The sequence below is a fragment of the Zhongshania aliphaticivorans genome (genome assembly GCF_902705855.1).
Classification (GTDB): Bacteria; Pseudomonadota; Gammaproteobacteria; order Pseudomonadales; family Spongiibacteraceae; genus Spongiibacter; species Spongiibacter aliphaticivorans_B.
In genome coordinates this window covers 280,243-299,974 of record NZ_CACSIJ010000012.1, presented here as the reverse complement: position 1 = coordinate 299,974, position 19,732 = coordinate 280,243, and the positions used below count along the sequence as shown (strand labels likewise).

The window sequence follows — 19,732 nt, the reverse complement described above, 5'->3', positions numbered from 1 at the left end:
GCGACGATGAATAGCATCTCACGCCCCTTTATTTTACGGCCGGTTGCCACTTCGCTGCTGATGCTTGCGCTATTGGCGGCGGGTATTTTGGCATGGCGTTTATTGCCGGTGTCTGCCTTGCCGCAGGTTGAGTATCCAATTATTCAGGTATTCACCTTTCACCCAGGCGCTGGCCCAGATGTCACCGCGCGGACAATTACCGCACCGCTGGAAAGACGACTGGGGCAAATCCCCGGCCTTAAGCAAATGGCGTCTACCAGCTCTGGCGGCGCGTCGGTAATTACTCTGCAGTTCGCGCTGGAAGTCGATTTAGGTGTGGCTGAACAAGAGGTGCAGGCCGCGCTCAATGCGGCAGATAGTTTATTGCCGAATGATTTACCAACGCCGCCAATCTACCGCAAGGTGAATCCGGCGGATGCGCCGATCATGACCTTGGCGATCAGCTCCGAAAGTTTAGCCCTGCCAGAAGTTCACGATCTTGTGGACACTCGCATGGCGCAAAAGCTGGCGCAGTTGCAGGGCGTGGGCTTGGTGAGTTTGGCGGGCGGACAGCGTCCGGCGCTGCGTATACAGGTTAATCCCACTGCGGTTGCCGCCTATGGTCTGAGTCTAAATGAAATTCGCTCGGTGATTGCCGCCACCAATGTGAACCAACCCAAGGGCAGTTTCGACGGCCCAAATCGCACGACCTTGCTCGACGCCAACGACCAAATTCGTTCGGTTAAAGATTATGAAAAACTCATCATCGCCTATCAAGACGGCGCGCCGCTGCGTCTTGGCGATGTGGCTAAAATTAGTGACGGCGCTGAAGACCGATTCTTAGCAGCATGGGCAAATAGCCAGGCGGCGGTGTTATTGAATATTCAAAAACAACCTGGCGCCAACGTTATTGAAGTTGCCGATCGCGTGCGGGCGCTATTGCCGCAGCTTTCTGCGACTATGCCCACGGCGGTGGATGTGACGGTGTTGACCGACCGCACCAATAGCATTCGTGCGTCAGTGAAAGACGTGCAAAAAGAATTATTATTTGCGATTGGCTTGGTGGTATTGGTGACCTTCGCGTTTTTACGCAGTGTGCCCGCCACGATTATTCCCAGTATTGCCGTGCCTTTGTCATTGGTCGGTACCTTTGCCTTTATGTATTTGGCAGAATTCTCAATTAATAATTTAAGTCTAATGGCTTTAACCATCGCCACCGGCTTTGTGGTCGATGACGCCATAGTGATGTTGGAAAATATTGCCCGTCATCGCGAGAACGGCGAAACCCCATTGGCGGCGGCCTTAAAAGGCGCTAAGGAAATCGGCTTTACCTTAATATCTTTAACGCTGTCTTTAATCGCCGTACTTATTCCGCTGCTATTTATGGCGGATGTGGTTGGCCGTATGTTCCACGAGTTTGCCGTTACCTTGGCGGTGGCTATCGGTATTTCGCTGCTGGTGTCGCTCACACTCACGCCGATGATGTGTGCGCGTATGTTGCGCGAGCCACTGCAAACTGAACATCAAGAACTGGGTGCAATGGATAAATTTATTGCGCGCTACGGTGAGATGCTGGACTGGGTATTGGCTCGTCAACCCGCCGCTATGCTGGCGATGTTGGCGACGATTTTACTTACGGTTTTATTATATTTCGCCGTCGATAAAGACTTTTTTCCAATACAAGACAGTGGCGTGATTCAGGTCGTGACCGAGGCGCCGCAGAACTCGTCTTTTGCGGCTATGTCGCGTCGTCAACAAGCCTTGGCTGCGGCCTTACTAGAAGATCCAGGCGTGTCGAGTTTGTCGTCTTTTATTGGTGTCGATGGCAGTAATACCACCCTGAATAGCGGGCGTATGTTTATCAATTTACCCGCCCATCATTTACGCAGCGAATCAGTATTTGAGGTGATGGAGCGCCTGCGAGAACGCGCTGAAGATGTACCGGGAATTGAAGCGTGGTTTCAACCAGTACAAGAACTCAGCATAGAAGATCAAATTAGTCGCACTCAATATCGTTTCACCTTAACCGCAGCCAGCACCGCTGAACTTGCGGAGTGGGTGCCTAAACTTATGTCAGCACTACAGCAGCGATCAGAGCTTGTCGATGTTGCTAGCGACCTACAGCAGCAGGGCGAGCAGGCGTATATCAATATCGACCGCGACGCGGCGGCGCGGCTTGGCGTTAGCGTATCGTCTATCGCAGATACATTGCAGAATGCTTATGGCCAGCGCCAAATCGCAACGCTGTTTACCCAGTCGAATCAATACCGCGTGGTTTTAGAAGTCGACCCAGTGCAGAGCAGCGGTTTGGCGGCACTAAAGAGTTTGTATGTGCCAACTGCTTCTGGTGTGCCCGCGCCCCTGAGCAGTGTAGCGACGGTAGAGCAACGGCCCGCGGCATTAGTGATTAATCATCAGGGGCAGTTTCCCGCTGCGACCTTGTCTTTCAATTTGGCCGAGGGTGCGTCGCTTGGTGAGGCAGTAGCGGCAATACAAGAGACAGAGTTAGAGATTGGTTTACCGCTGGGTATTGAAAGCCGTTTCCAAGGCGCGGCGGAAGCGTTTAGGGCGTCGCTCTCTAATACGTTGTGGCTGGTCTTGGCGGCGGTGGCGACCATGTATGTGGTGCTGGGAGTCTTGTATGAAAGCACGATTCACCCGATTACGATTTTGTCTACGCTGCCGTCGGCGACGGTTGGTGCTTTACTAGCACTGCTTATCACGGGCCGATCTTTAGACATGATCGCGGTCATTGGGGTGGTCTTGCTAATTGGCTTGGTAAAGAAAAATGGCATTATGATGGTGGACTTTGCACTCGACGCTCAACGTAATCATGGCATGAGCCCACGGGAAGCAATTCACCGCGCTGCACTATTAAGATTCCGACCCATTTTAATGACGACCTTGGCGGCCTTGTTTGGCGCCTTGCCGCTAATGTTAGCGGGCGGCTCTGGTGCAGAATTACGCCAACCCTTGGGTTTAGTTATGGTCGGTGGTTTGCTGGTGAGTCAGGTCTTAACACTGTTTACTACGCCGGTGGTGTATTTGTTTTTTGATCGTTTTAGTGGCGCAGAATACACCGATTCAGATCTTAGTTTGAACGACGACATTGATTTGCCGAGTAACAAGGGATGAATCTCTCTCGGCCATTTATTTATCGTCCAGTCGCCACGGGCTTATTGTCCTTGGCACTGGTTTTGGTCGGTTTGCTAGCGTGGCGGCTGCTGCCAGTGGCGCCGCTTCCGCAGGTCGATTTTCCGGTAATTAGTGTGACCGCCAGCCTGCCAGGCGCTAGTCCAGAAAGCATGGCTAGTACGGTGGCGACGCCCTTGGAGCGCGCGCTAGGCAGTATAAGCGGTATTTCTGCAATCTCGTCGTCGAGTAATCAAGGTTCTACCCAAGTGGTGTTGACCTTTGATCTTGATCGCAATTTAGATGAAGCCGCACGAGACGTACAGGCAGCGATCAATGTGGTGCGCGGTGAATTGCCGGCGGGTATGCCGGGGAACCCTGAGTTTCGTAAAATAGATCCGTCACAGGCGCCGATAATGGGTTTGGCGCTAAGCTCGCCCAACTTGTCTCCCAGTGAATTATACGATGCCGCCTCGACGATTCTTTCACAGCGCTTAGCGCAAATTGTCGGCGTGGGCGAAGTTGGCGTTAGTGGTGCTTCTTTACCCGCGGTGCGGGTGCAACTCGATCCCGGTGCGTTATTACATCGTGGCATTGCCTTAGACGAAGTGCGCAATGCTATTAGTCAGGCGAATGCCCTGCGGCCACTCGGTGTTATTGAAGACAGCAGTCATCGCTGGCGGGTGAGTACCAATGATCCCTTGCGCAAGGCGAGCGAGTATCGTGATTTGGTTATTCGTCATAACGACGGTGCCGTGGTGCGTTTGGGCGATGTGGCTGAGGTGTCTGAGTCGGTAGAAAACAGATACAGCAGCGGTTTTCACAATGATCGCCCCGCCGTAATGCTTATGATAAGTCGCCAAAGCGGTGCTAATATTGTTGAAACCATCGACGCTATTTATGACGAGCTGCCACGGCTGCGGGCCTTAATGCCGGCAGACAGTGAGTTATCAGTGATTATGGATCGCTCGCCGGTTATTCGCGCGACGCTAAGCGAAGCGCAACTGAGTTTGCTAATATCAGTCGCCTTGGTCATGTTGGTAGTTTGGCTGTTTTTAGGAAGTTTACGCACTGCTTTAATTCCCTCGATTGCGATTCCGGTGTCACTGATTGGCGCCTTCGTTGTCATGTATTTTTATGGATTTTCTCTAAATAATTTGTCGCTTATGGCCTTGGTTGTGGCCTGTGGTTTGGTGGTCGATGACGCCATCGTGGTGCTTGAGAATATAGAGCGTCACATTGAGGCGGGCTTATCGCCATTGCGCGCTTCCTTGGTTGGTGCAAAAGAAGTGGGCTTTACACTACTGGCAATGAACTTGGCACTAGTGGTGGTGTTTGTATCGATACTCTTTATGGGTGGTGTGGTGGAGCGCTTGTTTCGTGAATTCTCCATCACCCTCGCTGCGGCAATGTTAATTTCTTTGGTGGTGTCGCTTACTTTAACGCCGAGCTTATGCGCCCGCTGGTTGCGCCCACGCCGAGAAATTAATTCTTCCGATGGTGAAAACCTAAGCGCGGGATTTGAAAATCGCATGGCGGCGTATAGCCATGAGATGTTTGAATCACTTAAAAACGGCTATGCGCGCAGTTTAGATTGGGCTCTTCGTCACGGCATTGTTGTAATGTTAGTTCTGGTTGGGGTGATTGGCTGCAATGTGTATTTATATGTCTCATTGCCAAAAACCACTTTACCCCAACAGGACACTGGGCAGGTGCGGGGTTTTGTGCGCGGTGACGACGGCTTTTCATTTCAGTTAATGCAGCCAAAAATTGAAGTCTTTCGGCAGTATATTTTAAGTGACCCTGCGGTGGCCGATGTAACCGGCACCAGCGGTGGCAGTGGCGGTTTAACCAATGCCCAGCTCACCCTAAATTTAAAGCCTTTGTCAGAGCGCGGTGTGTCTGCGCAGGCGGTGGTAGATCGGCTGCGGGCAAACGCGCCGAAGGTGCCGGGGGCGATGTTACACATGATGGTGGATCAAGACATTCGCCTAAGCTCGCCCTTTAGTCGCAGCGAATACGAATTAATTCTTCGTTCAGATTCCCTAGAAGCCTTGGATAAGTGGAGCCGCATTGCCTCGCAGGCCATGCAGGATTTGCCTGAATTGGTTGACGTGGATTCGGTGGGGAATGAAGACGCTCGGCAGGTTACTTTGAATATAAATCGCGAGTTGGCTAAACAGTATGGCGTTGATATGAGCACCGTCGCATCGATGCTAAACAACGCGTTTTCCCAGCGTCAGGTCGCGACCTTGTACGATGATATGAACCAGTATCGCGTGGTGATGGAGCTCTCACCAGGTTATACCTCACAGCCTGCGGTGCTGAGCCAATTAAATGTCTTAACTAGTGATGGCGCTCGTGTGCCACTGTCTACCTTTGCGACCTGGGATTACGGCATGGGCGAAGATCGCATTCGCCATGAAGGTCAATTTGCCTCCGAGGGCATAGGCTACGGTTTAGCGCCGGACGTGACTGCGCAAGAGGCAGAAGAGGCGATTGCTCGGGCACTGGACAGTATTATGCTGCCAACTGCAGTACACGTTGCGCCCGATGGCGGGCGGCCTGATTTTGGCGCCGACTTGAGTCAGCCCTGGTTAATTCTTTGGGTGCTGTTGGCGGTGTATTTGGTATTGGGCGTGTTATACGAAAGTACCTTGCATCCGCTGACCATTTTATCCACCTTGCCTTCGGCGGGCATTGGGGCATTGTTGGCATTAAAATCTAGCCAAACCCAGCTGAGTTTGATCGCCTTGCTCGGCTTGTTTTTGTTGATCGGTATTGTGATGAAAAATGCGATATTGATGATCGACTTTGCCCTGCAAGCTCAGCGCCGCGACGGCATGCAGCCAGAGCAGGCAATTCGCGAAGCAGCTCGTTTGCGGCTGCGGGCAATACTCATGACCAATCTCGCGGGCCTACTTGGTGCTGTTCCCTTGGCGATTGGCTTTGGCGAGGGCGCAGAATTGCGCCGCCCACTCGGTATTACCATTATCGGTGGCTTGGCGGTAAGTCAGCTATTAACCCTGTATACCACGCCTATTATTTATCTGTATTTAGAGCGCTTGCGTCAATTTGTACTGAGGGATAAATCCTCCGCTAAAAATCACGCTGTGCCTGCTGTTGAAAAAAAGTGAAATGACATTTATGAAATTATCCAACACAAAATATTTGCCAGCACTAGCACTGCTACTAAGTTTGGTAGCGTGTACCGTGGGGCCAGATTATCAGCAGCCAGAATCCTTGGTGCCGGCAGAATTTAAATACGACTCGGGTTGGCAAACTATGTCACCTCAGAGCTGGGCTGCGCAGGGTGATTGGTGGACAGCCTTTAACGATCCACAGTTAAACCTACTTATTAATCAGGCTAATAAGGCGAATCAAACATTGGCGCAGGCCGAGGCGCGCTACCGAGCCGCGAAAGGGCAATGGCGATTGGCACGTGGGGATTACAGCCCGCAGTTTGACGCCTCTTTGAACGGTAGCCGCAGCGGCGGTGACGATGTAAGCGTGAGCGAAAGTTATTCCGCTCGTTTAAACGCAAGCTGGGCACCAGATTTGTGGGGTCGCGTTCGTCGCAGTGTAGAAGCCAGTAAAGCCGGTATGCAAAGTAGCGCCGCGAACTTAGTCGCTGCGCGTTTGAATATTCAGCTCGCCGTCGCTCAGAGTTATATTCGTCTGCGCGCCTTGGATTTACAGCGCCTAATTCTTGAGCAAACCATGGAGGCCTACGAGCGCTCAACAACGCTCACAACCAACCAATATAAAGCGGGCATTGTGCCGCGCTCAGATGTGATTCAGGCAGAAACCCAGCGCCAGTCATTAAAAACTGATCTTATCGATTTAAAAAATCAGCGCGCCATTGAAGAAAACAGCATTGCGGTACTGCTTGGTAAAGCGCCGGTGAATTACTCACTAGCGCCCGCACAAGTATTACCTGAGTTACCGGCACTGCCGGCGTCGCTGCCATCAACACTTATTTCTAGGCGCCCTGATGTGGTATCCGCTGAGCGCCAACTGGCCGCCGCCAGCGCCCAAATCGGTGTGGCGCAAGCGGCATGGCTGCCAAGCTTTAGTATTAGCGCGGGTTACGGCGTGAGTGCTGGAAGATTTAGTGATCTATTCGACGCACCGCAAGCCATATGGTCTGTTGGGCCGTCACTGCTGCAAACCTTATTCGATGGCGGCGCTCGTCGCGCAAGCAAAGATATTGCAGTTGCCCAATACGACGAACAACTTGGCGCCTACCGACAAACCGTATTAGACGGCTTAGCTGAAGTGGAAAATGCACTAGCGACAATTAGTTTGTTAAAAGAAAAAGCTGAACAGCAGGATATATTATTAAAACTGGCGGAAGAAAATGAACGCATCGTTAACAACCGTTATAAGTCGGGCTTGGTGAGTTTTCTAGAAGTGGCTACCGCGCAAAATCAAACTCTTAATACACGGCGTACCAGATTGAATACCGCAGCAGACCGCCTGCAAGCGGCTTTGCAACTAGCCGCCGTGATTGGCGGCGGCTGGGATCTGAATGACCCAGTGGTGCAGTCGGTGAGTTTCAAGGCCGAAACTGACGCTGAGGAACTGGAATAGAAGCTCGAGTTGTTCTTCAGAGTGAGTATTGGCATATGATACTGTCATACTGAGCAAAGCTATTGGAGTGCCGGCGCATAAAATTGGCTAGCCAGTTTTGCTTAAAGTAATAGGCGGAGAATTAAATCAGAGTAGAGAGCGACCATGAAGAAAGGACTATTAACTTTTTTTTGCGGAAAAATGGGTGCAGGGAAATCTACCGAAGCTATTGGATTGGCGCAGCAAAGCAAGGCGGTGTTGCTGTCTGAAGATGAATGGCTTGCCTCACTTTACCCGCGCAAAATTGCATCACTAAATGACTATATTGAATATTCAAATCTGTTGAAGCCGCCGATTAAGAAGCTTGTTCAATCTATATTGTGTGCGGGAAGCGATGTTGTGATGGACTTTCCGGCGAATACGCTTTCTCAGCGAAATTGGTTTCGAGAAATTTTCTCGGAAATTAATGCGCCGCATAAACTGGTATATATCGATCTGCCTAATGAGCTTTGCTTAGAACAGATTGAACAGCGACGTAAAGAGCAGCCTGAGAGAGCCGCGACTGATACCGCAGAGATGTTTGAGCAGGTCACAAAGTATTTTATGGCTCCTGCATCTGAAGAAGGTTTTAATATCAAGAAAATTACGCGATATGCGCAATAATATTTGCTCACGGCTGTTTTACTTCGCTTGTCTAGGTGCCGAGTCTTAATTTTTCTCGCGAGTATGGAGTTAAAATGTATAAACTCTATAATTTTCAAAGCTCAGGAAATTGTTACAAAATTCGGCTTCTTATGCATCAGCTCGGTATTCCGTATGAGTCGATAGAAGTAGATATTTTGAGGCGTGAGTCTAGAACCGAAGATTTTCTTAACATTAATCCAAATGGTCGGGTGCCAGTTCTGCAAGTGGGTGAAAAGTATTTGCCCGAATCAAATGCGGCAATTTGGTATTTGGCTGAGGGATCTAAATTTATACCCTCGGATCGCTTTGAGCGCGCTCAGGCTTTGCAGTGGATGTTCTTTGAACAATATAGCCATGAACCCTATATTGCGACGCTGCGGTTTTGGATCTCCCTATTAAAGGACAGGCAGGCTAATTTAAGTCAAATAGAACAGCGCATGCCCTTGGGGTACGCTGCGCTTAATGTCATGGAATCCCATTTAAAACATCGCGATTTTTTTGCTGGCGACGCATATAGCGTGGCGGATATTGCCTTATATGCTTACACACACGTGGCTGAAGAGGGTGAGTACGATCTGTCATCCTATAAACATATCAAGCGGTGGTTTAGCCGAGTAGAATCGCAGGCGGCATATATACCTATTACCAAAATCCAATAATGTTTGAATATTGTTAATTTATTTACTCACTCTGTAAGTTCGTAAAAATGCCATACCGCTGCGCTCGGCGCTGCCCGCCATTGCATAGGTCAATATGTGCCCTAGAAAATTCACAGTGTAAGTTTCAACGGGAATACCCTTTTGCTTTAGGGCATCTGCCATTAATGCCATTTGCTCAGGTTCGACTAGGGTGTCCCATTGCCCGTGGTATAAAAATACCGGTGGTGAGTTTTTAGTAACATGGTTGACGGGGGAAGCGTCTTGCCATTCCGCTTTGGCTTTCGCCATCGGCTCGCCAATTAGCTTTAGAACCAGTGGCGAATTGGGCCAGCGAGTCAGGTCGGCGGGGGTGCCGCCGGCGACGATGCTCCGAAGCGTCGGCGCATCTTGGCGGTCTAATCCTGCCATCAGTATTAAATGGGCTCCCGCAGAGTAACCCCAGCCACTGATATTGCGGTTATCAATGCCATATTTGTCTGCATGTTGATATAGCCATGCGAGGGCATCTGATACGTCATTCACTTGCGCTGGGTGACGACTTTCCGGTGCGAGTCGGTAAGTTATGTTGTATACCACAAATCCGGCGCGGGCGAGCTTGGTGCTAATGCCTTCCATTTTGCCGCTGCGGTTTGTCCATCCGCCGCCGTGTACGACAAGAACGGCGGGCTTATTGCCGGCTATATTGGGAATATACATATCGCCAGCTAATGATTGGCCATCAATTTTTTTATAGACCACATTTTCAATTTTTCGGTAGTCGGCAGATTTATTAAAGGCCAGCGTAGAGCAGCCGAGAATAAATAGTATGGCTGTAAATATAAGAAAAATTTTCATAAGTTATGGTCTTAATCTAGATATCGGTGGCGCATGTATATGCGTGAATAGCCCAGTTTACGGATATTAGCTGCGACTAGATTTTGCAGGGCTTTTACTAAGCGTAGCTCTATTTCGGTTTTTACCCGCAATACGGAGCAAGCTTGGGCATTCTAAATGATTCGCTGCTTTACATGCTGCAGCGTGGCGCAGCCCGTCGCGGATGGCGCTTAGCTCAGCGATTTTGTTATCTAGCTCATTCGCTTTCTCTAGCAATTGGCCGCGATCAATTTCTGGTCCGCGCGGAGTAAACATTCCGCGTATATCATCTAAGGAGAAGCCAGCCTTTCTGCCTAAAGAGATTAGCGCTAACTCCTCTAATATTTTGGGCTGGAATAGACGTCTTAAGCCCTTGCGACCATTAGACTGGATTAGTCCGATTTCCTCGTAATACCTGAGAGTAGATGGGGCTAGCCCCGTGGCTTTTGCCACTTCGCCAATATCCACGGTTTTCCTCTTGACTTAAAGTCGACTTGAGCTTGTATGCTATCTTTCGTACTTGCTATTCACAAGCAAGTTTATTGATGGGATGAATAGTTTAGGGGGCGTATATGGATGCTGAATTTTGGCATAGCAGATGGGATGCTAGAGAGATTGGTTTCCACCAAGAGCAGGGTAATCCCTTATTAAAAGCGCATTTCAGCCAACTTGCCTTGTCGGCGGGTGATCGTGTGTTTATTCCGCTATGTGGCAAGACCAAGGACATTGCGTGGTTGTTGGCAAATAATTATCGCGTTGTTGGTGCAGAGCTAAGTGAAATAGCGGTAAAAGAATTGTTTGCTGAGCTGGGGGTGACTGCGCAGGTCAAGCCAGTAGGTAAATTGCTGCATTATTCTGCTAGCAATATAGATATTTATCTTGGCGATATTTTTGAATTGAACGCGGAGATACTTCAGCCGATTGACGCTATATATGATCGCGCTGCCTTAGTGGCCCTGCCATTTGCAATGCGATGTAAATATACCCAGCTCCTTAAGGATATTTCACACCACGCGCAGCAGTTGGTGATTTGCTTTGAGTATGATCAGAGTGTGCATGATGGCCCACCTTTTTCTGTAACTGAAAAAGAGTTGCGTGAGCATTACGAAGAACACTACAGCATTGCGTACGTGGAGCGTATTACTGTGGCGGGTGGCTTAAAAGGGCAGGTTAAGGCTGAGGAAGTGGTGTACCTGCTAAGGCCAGAAGTAGATAGGCCTTAGCAGTCATTGCTGGAATTAAATGTATTTTAAAACCAGACCGAGTATTTTGCGGATACGCGGCGTGTAGGGGGGGAAGAACATCTTCGCGGTCATATAGTGCGAGCGCACAATGGCGCGCTCATGAGCGAAGGCACGAATACCCCATTCGCCATGGTAGCTACCGATTCCCGAATTATTGACGCCGCCGAAGGGCAGATTTTGATCTAAGAAATGTGCCGCAATATGGTTTACACAGGTTCCGCCGGCGCTTGTTTCGGCAATGATCTTGTCGGCATTCTGTTTACTTCTGCTCCATATATACAGCGCCAATGGCTTGGGCTGGCTGTTGATTTTGTTAAGCACTTCATCAACAGAGTTATAAGATATTAGTGGCATTAGTGGGCCGAAAATCTCTTCCTGCATAATGCGGGCATGGTCTGGAATGTCGCTTAGCAGGGTGGGTGAAATAAAGTTGGTGTCTAAATCAACTGCGCCACCGTAAACCACGTTGGCACCTTGGTCTTTTGCATCCTGTAGCAAGCCATTTACGCGCTCGGTGTGGCGACGGTTAATAATACGGGCGAGCTGGCTGGTCTTAGCTGCCATGCCTTCGCCATACCATTCGTTCATGGCATTGGTGATTGCATGGGTGAAGTCTTGCATTACCGACTGGTGAACGTAAATGTGATCGGGTGCGATGCAGGTTTGACCATTGTTGATGTACTTGGCCCATGCAATGGTGCGAGCGGCTAATTCTATATCCGCTGTCTCGTCAATAATAATCGGCGATTTCCCGCCCAGTTCCAAGGTGACACTGCTGAGGTGTTTCGCCGCCGCGCTCATTACGATTTTGCCGATATTGGGGGCACCGGTAAAAAACATATGATCGAAGGGTAGGTCTAGTAAAGCTGATGCCACACTAACGTCGCCTTCAACGATGGCGACTTCGTTTTCGTCAAAACAGCTGGTGACAATACTCACCAATACCTTTGAGAAATTGGGTGCCATTTCCGAAGTTTTAATTATAACGGTATTGCCGCAGGCAATAGCCGGCACCAGTGGGCCAAGGCAAAGGGTGATGGGGTAATTCCACGGCGCAATAATCAGGCAACGACCACGGGCTTCGTATTGGGTGTAAGAGCTGCTGCCAAACATCATGGCCGACATTTTTGCGCGACGAGGTTTTAACCACTTTTTAAGATGCTTGCAGTGGTCAGAAATTTCCATAATCACCGGCATTAATTCGGTGAACTCGACTTCGGCGGGGCTGCGTCCAAAATCCTTTTGTGCCGCATCGATGATCGCTTGCTGGTGATCCATGATCACGCTGCGCAGGCGTTTTAGTTTGGCGATTCGCTCGTCGGCACTGGATTTTCTAAGCGCGATAGCGGCTTTTGCCTGCCCAGAAAATATCTGCTGAATTCGCGAGTTTAGTTCTGGCGTTAAGCAGCCAAGCTCGCTCGGGTGCTGATTAGTTTGGGTGTTGGTACTGCGCGGGTTTTCCATAGTAGATCCGAATTAATTGCCGTCTGAAATTGGTATAGATGGGTACGCTATATCATGAGGGCTACTGATCGTGGTGTTCTCGTCGATAAAGACGAAATTACATGAAAGGTAATTAATTTCCGTTGGCGGCGTCATTTTTAAAATTGAGTACGCGGCTTACGGCGGGATATTTCTAAGAGGTGTCTTTGACTTATTAATGATATGGTATATCATATCTCAAATGTTGGCGGGTGACGCTTGGATCTATAGGAATATTTTACGAGGCAGACTGGGCCTAAATTTGGCGAATGTTTGCAATCGCATTATTGGAGAGAAAAATGAAATACAAGCTATTGCTTGGCATCCTTGCGCTGGCCTCTATAAAGGCTCATGCCGTAGAGGGCGTTGTTGTGAATGATAGGGGAGCGCCGGTTGCGGGGGCCATAGTTAAAGGGCTTAGTTCTGCTCAGACAGTTGTCACTGACGAGCAAGGTCGATTTTTTTTGCAGGGTGATAGCAATGAAATTCATGTAATGGCGGCGGGGTATAGCCACCGTATGCTACATCTGCATGAGCAAGAAGGTGGGGCTATTGTGGTCACCCTATCGAATACCGTTATTGAGCAAGTCGATGTCGTCGGCTTGCCGGTTCACGCCTCTGTTATTGAATCGTCTGTACCGGTTACGGTGTTGAGTGGTGACGCCTTGCGCAGACAGCAGGCAGCGACCTTGGGCGATAGTTTGGGTCGCCAGCCCGGTGTAAACACTAATTTTCATGGCTCGGTTGCGAGCACGCCGGTAATTCGTGGCCTAAGCGGGCCACGGGTTTTAATCACCCAGAATAATTTGGATGTGAGTGATGTGTCGCGGGTGGGGCCAGATCATTCGGTGGCATCCGAGGTGTCAACCGCCCAGCAGTTGGAAGTATTACGCGGCCCTGCAACTTTGTTCTACGGCAGTGGCGCGATCGGCGGTGTTGTGAATGTGGTGGATAGACGCGTGCCCATTAGCTCTGAAACCCGTGGTGAAGTTTTATTGAGCCGAGAATCCGTCGATAAGCAAAATCTGGCGTCTTTTAATGCCAGCAGTGGTACTGACAATTTTGCATTTTATGTAGATGGTTTCAGCCGAGAATCAGATGACTATGATGTGCCAGTTGCGCTGGATGGGGAAAAGACTGTTGCCAATAGCGATGAGGAATCGAGTGGTTATACCTTGGGCAGCAGCTATTTATTGGACAATGGCTATGTTGGTATTTCAGTAGGTCGTTTAGACAGAGAATACGGAATCCCTGGCCATAGTCACGGAGGTGATGAGGGCGAAGAAGAGGGTGTATACGCTGATTTAGAGCAGGACCGATACCAGTTAATAAGTGAAATAAACCTAGATTCACCATGGCTAAACGCCATTCACACCCGAGCCTCCTACACTGATTATACCCATTCTGAAATTGAGGGTGGCGTGGTAGGCACGCAGTTTTTTAATCAAAGCTCAGAGTTGCGAGTCGATTTATTTCACCAAGAATGGGCCCATTGGAAGGGCGCATTAAATTTACATTATAAAAATAGTGAAGTTGAGGCTGAGGGTGAAGAAGCATTTACACCGCCGTCAGAATCCGAAACCTTCGCACTGGCGTTAATGGAAGAGCGGCACTTTGGCGATGTGTTAGTGCAAATGGGTGCGCGGATAGAGCATGTTACCGTAAGTGCAGATAGGGTGTTGTTGCCGAGTATTGAGGTACACGGGCACGATGTGGAGGAGGAGCACCACGGCCACAGCGATGAAGTAAGCCGTGTATTTGCAGTAGATCATGATTTCAGTCCATTTAGTGTGTCTCTGGGTGCCGTGTGGGATTTTATACCCGGCTATAACCTAGGTATTTCGGTTTCACGATCTCAGCGCGCGCCGTCAGCGTCAGAGTTATTATCTTTTGGGCCTCATATCGGTACGGGATCCTATGAAGTGGGGGCATTATTTGCACTGCATGAAGAGGGTGGCGAACAGCATTTTGCTTTAAGTGGTTCTGATTTTGAGCTGGAAACCTCGAATAATATCGACCTAACTTTTCGTAAGCACGAAGGTGATGTCGGAATTATTTTAAATTTATTTTATAACCAAATTGATAACTACTATTACCAAGGTGCAACAGGCCTATTCGCCGAGAGCGGGCATGATCATGATCACGGCGGCGAAGATGAGCACGAAGATGAATTACCTGTGTATCTGTTTAGTCATGCAGACGCGGAATTCTATGGCTTCGAAGCACAGGGAATCTGGAAACTAAATCAGCATTGGCAAACTGCTGTGTTTTCCGACTATGTTCACGCAGAGCTGAGTGACGGCACAGCGCTGCCGCGAACTCCGCCACTACGTTTTGGTGCGGACTTGGAGTATAGCGGTGAGCGCACTAGCGCAATGCTAAGTTGGACGCGGTATGCCAAGCAGAGCGATGTGGCAGCTTTGGAAACGACCACTGACGGCTACGACATGGTTGATGCAACCGTAAGCTACCGGCTGCCAATGGGTTCTAAAGACGTAACGCTATTTTTGAAAGCGGAAAACCTCGGTGATACTGAGGCCTTTGTTCACACCTCCTTTATTAAAGATATCGCTCCGCGACCAGGGCGCAATTTTACCGTCGGTATTCGCGGCGAATTTTAGTGCTAGGAATTCGGTAACCCCATTAATTCACATTTACATTTTAAGGATGAAAAATGAAACAACAGAATACAATCTTTAAGCTGCAGGCTCTTGTTATGGCAATGAGTGCGGTGCTGGCGCTTACCGCGTGTGGCGGTGGCGATACTAGAATCGTTGAAAGAGAGCCTATCGTTACCGATGACGACGACCATGATGATCACAATCATGGTGGTGAAGCAGGTGGGCGGCTATTTGTACTTAACTCCGGCGAGCTGCAGGCCGAGGTTTTTGATTTAGATGATAATGATTTAATTACATCAATTGCACTAGATGCTATACCGAGTTCGGTTTACGCCTCGGGCGCTTATCGTTATGCAGCATTGATCGAGCGCAATGCCAACAAAGTAAGCTTTGTTGATGGCGGCTTGTGGCAGGAGCCCCATGATGATCATTTTGATTTGTATTCCTCTACGCCAAAACTTATTAATTACAGCCTTGCTGGCAGTCGGCCAACGCACTTTGTTGCACATGATGGCGAAGTGGCCATTTTTTATGATGGTGATGCGGCTGCCGATACTAATGCCTCGGTTCAGGTTATTACCGATGAGTTAATCGCAGGGGCTGGCATACCGGCTCAGATAAATTTTGATATGCCAATGCACGGTGTAGCGGAGCCTAGAGGCGAGCAGTTACTATCGACTATTCGTCGAGACGATGCAGACAGTACATCTAATAATTTTGTCCTTCCTGATCAGGTTGGTGTGTACCACTTTCACAATGGCAGTTATGAGCTAGAGCAAACACTCGACGTAGCTTGCCCGGATTTACACGGTGCGGCTCAGAACGAAACCCATGTAATTTTCGGTTGTAGCGATGGCGTATTGCTTGCGTTAGAAGGTGAAGCTGGCGATTACAGCGCACAAAAGCTAGACAACCCAGACACTCTTATTGAGGGTGCGCGTATCGGTAGTATTTGGGGGCATACGGATAGTGGACAATTTATCGGCTTAGCTTCGTCGGGTGATGTCAGCCAATTTTTTGTTATCGATCCGGTTTTAGGGGAGCTTGAGTTAGTAGACTGGGAGCCACTTGAAAATGCCAAGCCCGTGGCGCGTGGTTTTGCCTATGAGGCTGAGCAATTTGTTATTTTGGATGATCAAGGCTATCTCACACAAATAACACCTCACCAAGAAGGGGATTACACCCACTGGGAGTACAGCGGGCGTTTAGAAATCACCGGTGCTGATCTTAACGCGATGCCGGAGGGCGCTAACTTCTCAATGACGTTCTCGCAAAATGGCCATACTCTCTATGTTGCAGATCCCATTTCTCAACATATTGTGATTGTGGATTTAGACACCTTTGAGGTTACGGGTGAGATTGAACTGGATTATGCGCCGAGCATGATTACGTGGCTGGGTATTGCAGAAGAACATGATCATTAAGCGCGATCATATTTAGTCTCTGTCAGATATTTGCGGAAGCCTAGCTTCCGCTTTTTTATGTTTAGTAAAAATCTAGAGCAGTTGAGAGCTATTATGATGATGAGGGGCGCCAAAGTAATTTAAGCGCATATGTTTAGTCTTTGCGCCGATTTTGAGAGAATATAGCTGCATCAGTGAGTTATGCTCACAATAACTCAAGCGTTATTTGGAGATACAGCTTTGAAACAGCAGCGACTAAACACCATTATGGGCAAAGCACAGGATATTTGTGCCTACTCAGGTGGTCGCTTAACCGAAAAGCGAAAGCGCATTTTGGAACTCCTGCTAGTATCAAACACCCCTCTGTCGGCTTATGAAGTGGCAGATGCCTATAATAAACATGCTGAAGCATCAATGCCGACAATGTCAGTTTACCGAATTTTGGATTATTTGGAGTCTGAGCTATTGGTACACAAGCTTAGTTCGACGAATAAATATGTCGCTTGTTCGCATATTGCTTGTAGTCATGCACACGAAGTCCCGCAATTTTTGATTTGCAGTAAATGCCAAAACGTCANAGAAATTGCTATCTCTAAGCGCATTATTGACGAGCTGGATCTGCAAGTTGCCGACGCCGGTTACAAACTTCTTAATTCACAATTAGAGTTACAGTGCTTGTGCGATAAATGCTTGGTGAGTGCCGCGTGATATTACTAGTGCGTTCTTAGCTGGCGGTAAATAAAGACCATTTAGTTTTTTATATAAATTGACGGCTGTGAATGAAAAAAGCGCCCCATGGCGGGGCGCAAAAAATCTGCCGCTTCTGGAGAGAGTCCAAACACGCAGTGTGGGGCGTGTCTGGGTGAAGGCAGAGATATTCAGAGTGTAGATAAGTGTATTTGTTTCAAGGGCGTAGCTGAATTTGCCTTACAAATTGTTAATGCCACGAGTAGAACGAACTTTTATTTTTCNCACGCTCAATCAATCCACTGTCGGGGGTGTACAGGCCGCCAAGGCTTGCGAATCGTTCGCAGCCATTCATTACCCAATCCAAGCCCTTATTGTCTGCATACCATAGCGGGCCGCAGAAGTGTGCGGGGAAGCCCGTACCCAAGCGCATGCCGGTATCGATATCTTCCGCAGACTCGCAAATGCCTTCGTTCAAGCAGCGACTAGCTTCAAGTAGCATAGCGAGTACCAATCTATCTTCAATATCTTGATCGCTAATGGTGTTGCCGCTGGCGATTTGATTCGCTGCGAGTAGTTCAGCAGTTTGTGGGTCGTCGCTACGCTGTGGACGGCCTTTGTCATCTGCCTGGTATTGATAAAATCCTGCGCCGGTTTTTTGGCCGTAGCGGCCCTCTTTGGCGAGAGTGTTTATCGCGGTTTCGAAGTTCGCCGCCATGACGTCTGGATAAGCCTCGCCCAAAATTCGCATGGCTTTATCGAGGGTGTCTAGGCCTGCTACATCGAGTAGATAGGCTGGCCCCATAGGTAGGCCCCAGGCCGTCATAATATTGTCGATGTGCTGGAAGTCGACACCCTCGCGGATCAGTAAAGAAAACGCCGCGAAGTAGGCGCCAAGAATACGGTTGATCAGAAAGCCTGAGCAGTCTTTAACGAGTAAAGGTGTCTTACCCATTTGCAGGGCATAGGCGATGGTTTTGGCAACCGCCTGATCGCTACTCTGCGGCCCTTTGACAACTTCTACCAAGGGCATCATGTGTACTGGATTAAAGAAGTGCATACCTACGAGTTGAGCTGGGTTTTCTAAACCTGCGGCGATATCACTAATACGCAGTGATGAGGTGTTTGATGCTAATACCGTGTCGGGCCTACTGTGCTTGGCAGTCTCTGAAAGTACCGCCTGTTTGATTTCAAGTTTTTCAACGACGGCTTCGGCAATAATATCGAGGCTGTTGAAGTCAGAAAAATCGAGTTGGCCTAAAATTGACGACAGAATTGTGTCAGCTTTATCTTGGCTAATGCGTTGTTGGCTAACCTGCTTACCGAGTAATTTACGGGCTTCGTTCAGGCCTAAATCGACAGCACTTTGCTGAATGTCTTTCATGATGACCGGCGTACCACGTAGCGCCGTGGTGTAGGCAATACCGCCTCCCATGATGCCTGCGCCGAGTACGCCAGCTTTAGAAATAAGCTCCTTGTTGGCGTAACCCTTGTTTTTCTTTTTCAGAGATTGCTGCGCCTGATACACCGCGACTAAGGCTTTGGCCGTGGTACTTTGCGCCAATTGTGAGAAGCACGCAGCTTCTTTGCTTAAGGCGGCGTCGCGATCAAGTGGTGCGCAGCGCTGAAGTAGTTCGCAAATAGTATTGGCAGCGGGATAGTGTTTGGCGCCGCGTTTAAATTTAGCAAAGCTGCTATCCAGTGCTTCTGTATTTAGCTCGACACTGCCCTTGCGTTGTACGCGGCGTTGCTGCCAGTCGAGTTTGCCGTTGATGGCCTCATCTAAAAGCGCTAGTGATCGTGCGCGTAGCGAGCTTTCATCGGAAGTTTCGTCAATCATACCGGCGCTGAGTGCAAGCTTGCCACTATATTGCCGGCCGCTGCTCAACCATTCCAGTCCAGTTTCAAAACCCGCTAAGCGCGGTGCTTTTACGGTGCCGCCGACACCGGGTAACACACCTAGGCCCACTTCCGGGAATCCGAGTAAGGCGCTGTCTGTTGCTACGCGGTAGTCGGTGCACAAAGCAACTTCTAAACCGCCGCCCAAGGCAAAGCCGTTTATCGCGCATACACTTGGGAAGGGTAGATCTTCTAATCGGCAAAGTACTGCAGCGGTGTTTTCACAAAACTCAATTTGCTCAGCCGAGGATTTCGCAAGCAGTGTTTCGAGTTCGTCGATATTGGCGCCGGCTAAGAAACCAGGTTTCGCGCTGCTAAGTAATAAGCCTTTAATGCCGTCGTTTGTCAGCGCGGATAGCGCGTCGCGCAATTCTTCACGAAATTCTACGCTTAGTGTGTTTACTGGGGCATTACAGTTGTCGAGGCAAAGTTCAACAATGCCATTATCCAGTTGGTCTATGCGTAAAAAATTGCCTGAATAAAGAGAGTTGCTCATGTTAAATCCTTGCCATCCTAAT

At 49.2% G+C, this 19,732-nt stretch carries 13 protein-coding genes; 9 read left to right on the top strand and 4 right to left on the bottom strand.

Going from position 1 to position 19,732, the window contains the following annotated elements:
* Window positions 1–6: 6 nt before the first annotated feature.
* From GVJ32_RS08360 to GVJ32_RS08340, 5 genes are all read left to right on the top strand, one after another.
* Complete coding sequence (locus GVJ32_RS08360) at window positions 7–3,114, top strand: multidrug efflux RND transporter permease subunit (RefSeq protein WP_159239600.1); 3,108 nt, start codon at window positions 7–9, stop codon at window positions 3,112–3,114.
* Window positions 3,111–6,248, top strand: coding sequence for an efflux RND transporter permease subunit (locus GVJ32_RS08355; protein WP_159239599.1), 3,138 nt, complete (start codon window positions 3,111–3,113; stop codon window positions 6,246–6,248). Before GVJ32_RS08360 ends, GVJ32_RS08355 begins: the two co-directional genes overlap by 4 nt.
* A gap of 10 nt (window positions 6,249–6,258) precedes the next feature.
* On the top strand, window positions 6,259–7,704 hold the full coding sequence (locus tag GVJ32_RS08350) for an efflux transporter outer membrane subunit (protein WP_159239598.1): 1,446 nt from the start codon (window positions 6,259–6,261) through the stop codon (window positions 7,702–7,704).
* A 144-nt stretch (window positions 7,705–7,848) separates the two neighbouring features.
* Window positions 7,849–8,346 (top strand): AAA family ATPase, encoded by a 498-nt coding sequence (locus GVJ32_RS08345; protein ID WP_159239597.1) that lies wholly within the window; start codon window positions 7,849–7,851, stop codon window positions 8,344–8,346.
* A 74-nt stretch (window positions 8,347–8,420) separates the two neighbouring features.
* The gene (locus GVJ32_RS08340; protein WP_159239596.1) at window positions 8,421–9,026 is read left to right on the top strand and encodes a glutathione S-transferase family protein; all 606 of its coding nucleotides are present in this window, start codon (window positions 8,421–8,423) and stop codon (window positions 9,024–9,026) included.
* A gap of 18 nt (window positions 9,027–9,044) precedes the next feature.
* Here GVJ32_RS08340 and GVJ32_RS08335 read toward each other — a convergent pair whose 3' ends face one another.
* Both GVJ32_RS08335 and GVJ32_RS08330 read right to left on the bottom strand, forming a co-directional pair.
* Window positions 9,045–9,860, bottom strand: a complete 816-nt coding sequence (locus GVJ32_RS08335) for an alpha/beta hydrolase (protein WP_159239595.1) — start codon at window positions 9,858–9,860, stop codon at window positions 9,045–9,047.
* Between the two features lie 66 nt (window positions 9,861–9,926).
* On the bottom strand, window positions 9,927–10,346 hold the full coding sequence (locus GVJ32_RS08330; protein ID WP_159239594.1) for a helix-turn-helix domain-containing protein: 420 nt from the start codon (window positions 10,344–10,346) through the stop codon (window positions 9,927–9,929).
* Between the two features lie 104 nt (window positions 10,347–10,450).
* Between GVJ32_RS08330 and tmpT the strand changes: the two genes are divergently transcribed.
* Window positions 10,451–11,101 (top strand): thiopurine S-methyltransferase, encoded by a 651-nt coding sequence (gene tmpT / locus GVJ32_RS08325; protein WP_159239593.1) that lies wholly within the window; start codon window positions 10,451–10,453, stop codon window positions 11,099–11,101.
* Window positions 11,102–11,116: 15 nt separating this feature from the next.
* On the opposite strand, the gene GVJ32_RS08320 is transcribed toward tmpT, so the two are convergent.
* Window positions 11,117–12,586: an aldehyde dehydrogenase family protein gene (locus tag GVJ32_RS08320; protein ID WP_159239592.1), complete on the bottom strand. Its 1,470-nt coding sequence runs from the start codon at window positions 12,584–12,586 to the stop codon at window positions 11,117–11,119.
* A 317-nt stretch (window positions 12,587–12,903) separates the two neighbouring features.
* On the opposite strand from GVJ32_RS08320, the gene GVJ32_RS08315 reads away from it, so the two are divergent.
* From GVJ32_RS08315 to GVJ32_RS08305, 3 genes are all read left to right on the top strand, one after another.
* Window positions 12,904–15,225 (top strand): TonB-dependent receptor, encoded by a 2,322-nt coding sequence (locus GVJ32_RS08315; RefSeq protein WP_159239591.1) that lies wholly within the window; start codon window positions 12,904–12,906, stop codon window positions 15,223–15,225.
* Between the two features lie 53 nt (window positions 15,226–15,278).
* Window positions 15,279–16,649 (top strand): 5-methyltetrahydrofolate--homocysteine methyltransferase, encoded by a 1,371-nt coding sequence (locus GVJ32_RS08310; RefSeq protein WP_159239590.1) that lies wholly within the window; start codon window positions 15,279–15,281, stop codon window positions 16,647–16,649.
* 246 nt (window positions 16,650–16,895) lie between these two features.
* Entirely contained in the window at window positions 16,896–17,336 is a 441-nt protein-coding gene (locus GVJ32_RS08305) for a Fur family transcriptional regulator (protein ID WP_435808075.1), read from the top strand.
* A gap of 229 nt (window positions 17,337–17,565) precedes the next feature.
* On the opposite strand, the gene GVJ32_RS08300 is transcribed toward GVJ32_RS08305, so the two are convergent.
* Window positions 17,566–19,710, bottom strand: a complete 2,145-nt coding sequence (locus GVJ32_RS08300; protein ID WP_159239588.1) for a 3-hydroxyacyl-CoA dehydrogenase NAD-binding domain-containing protein — start codon at window positions 19,708–19,710, stop codon at window positions 17,566–17,568.
* Window positions 19,711–19,732 lie beyond the last annotated feature (22 nt).

Coding starts and splice junctions, on each gene's coding strand:
- GVJ32_RS08350 (WP_159239598.1), top strand. CDS start 6,259: ATGAAATTATCCAACACAAAATATTTGCCAGCACTAGCACTGCTACTA.
- GVJ32_RS08315 (WP_159239591.1), top strand. CDS start 12,904: ATGAAATACAAGCTATTGCTTGGCATCCTTGCGCTGGCCTCTATAAAG.
- GVJ32_RS08345 (WP_159239597.1), top strand. CDS start 7,849: ATGAAGAAAGGACTATTAACTTTTTTTTGCGGAAAAATGGGTGCAGGG.
- GVJ32_RS08320 (WP_159239592.1), bottom strand. CDS start 12,586: ATGGAAAACCCGCGCAGTACCAACACCCAAACTAATCAGCACCCGAGC.
- GVJ32_RS08335 (WP_159239595.1), bottom strand. CDS start 9,860: ATGAAAATTTTTCTTATATTTACAGCCATACTATTTATTCTCGGCTGC.
- GVJ32_RS08340 (WP_159239596.1), top strand. CDS start 8,421: ATGTATAAACTCTATAATTTTCAAAGCTCAGGAAATTGTTACAAAATT.
- tmpT (WP_159239593.1), top strand. CDS start 10,451: ATGGATGCTGAATTTTGGCATAGCAGATGGGATGCTAGAGAGATTGGT.
- GVJ32_RS08360 (WP_159239600.1), top strand. CDS start 7: ATGAATAGCATCTCACGCCCCTTTATTTTACGGCCGGTTGCCACTTCG.
- GVJ32_RS08355 (WP_159239599.1), top strand. CDS start 3,111: ATGAATCTCTCTCGGCCATTTATTTATCGTCCAGTCGCCACGGGCTTA.
- GVJ32_RS08310 (WP_159239590.1), top strand. CDS start 15,279: ATGAAACAACAGAATACAATCTTTAAGCTGCAGGCTCTTGTTATGGCA.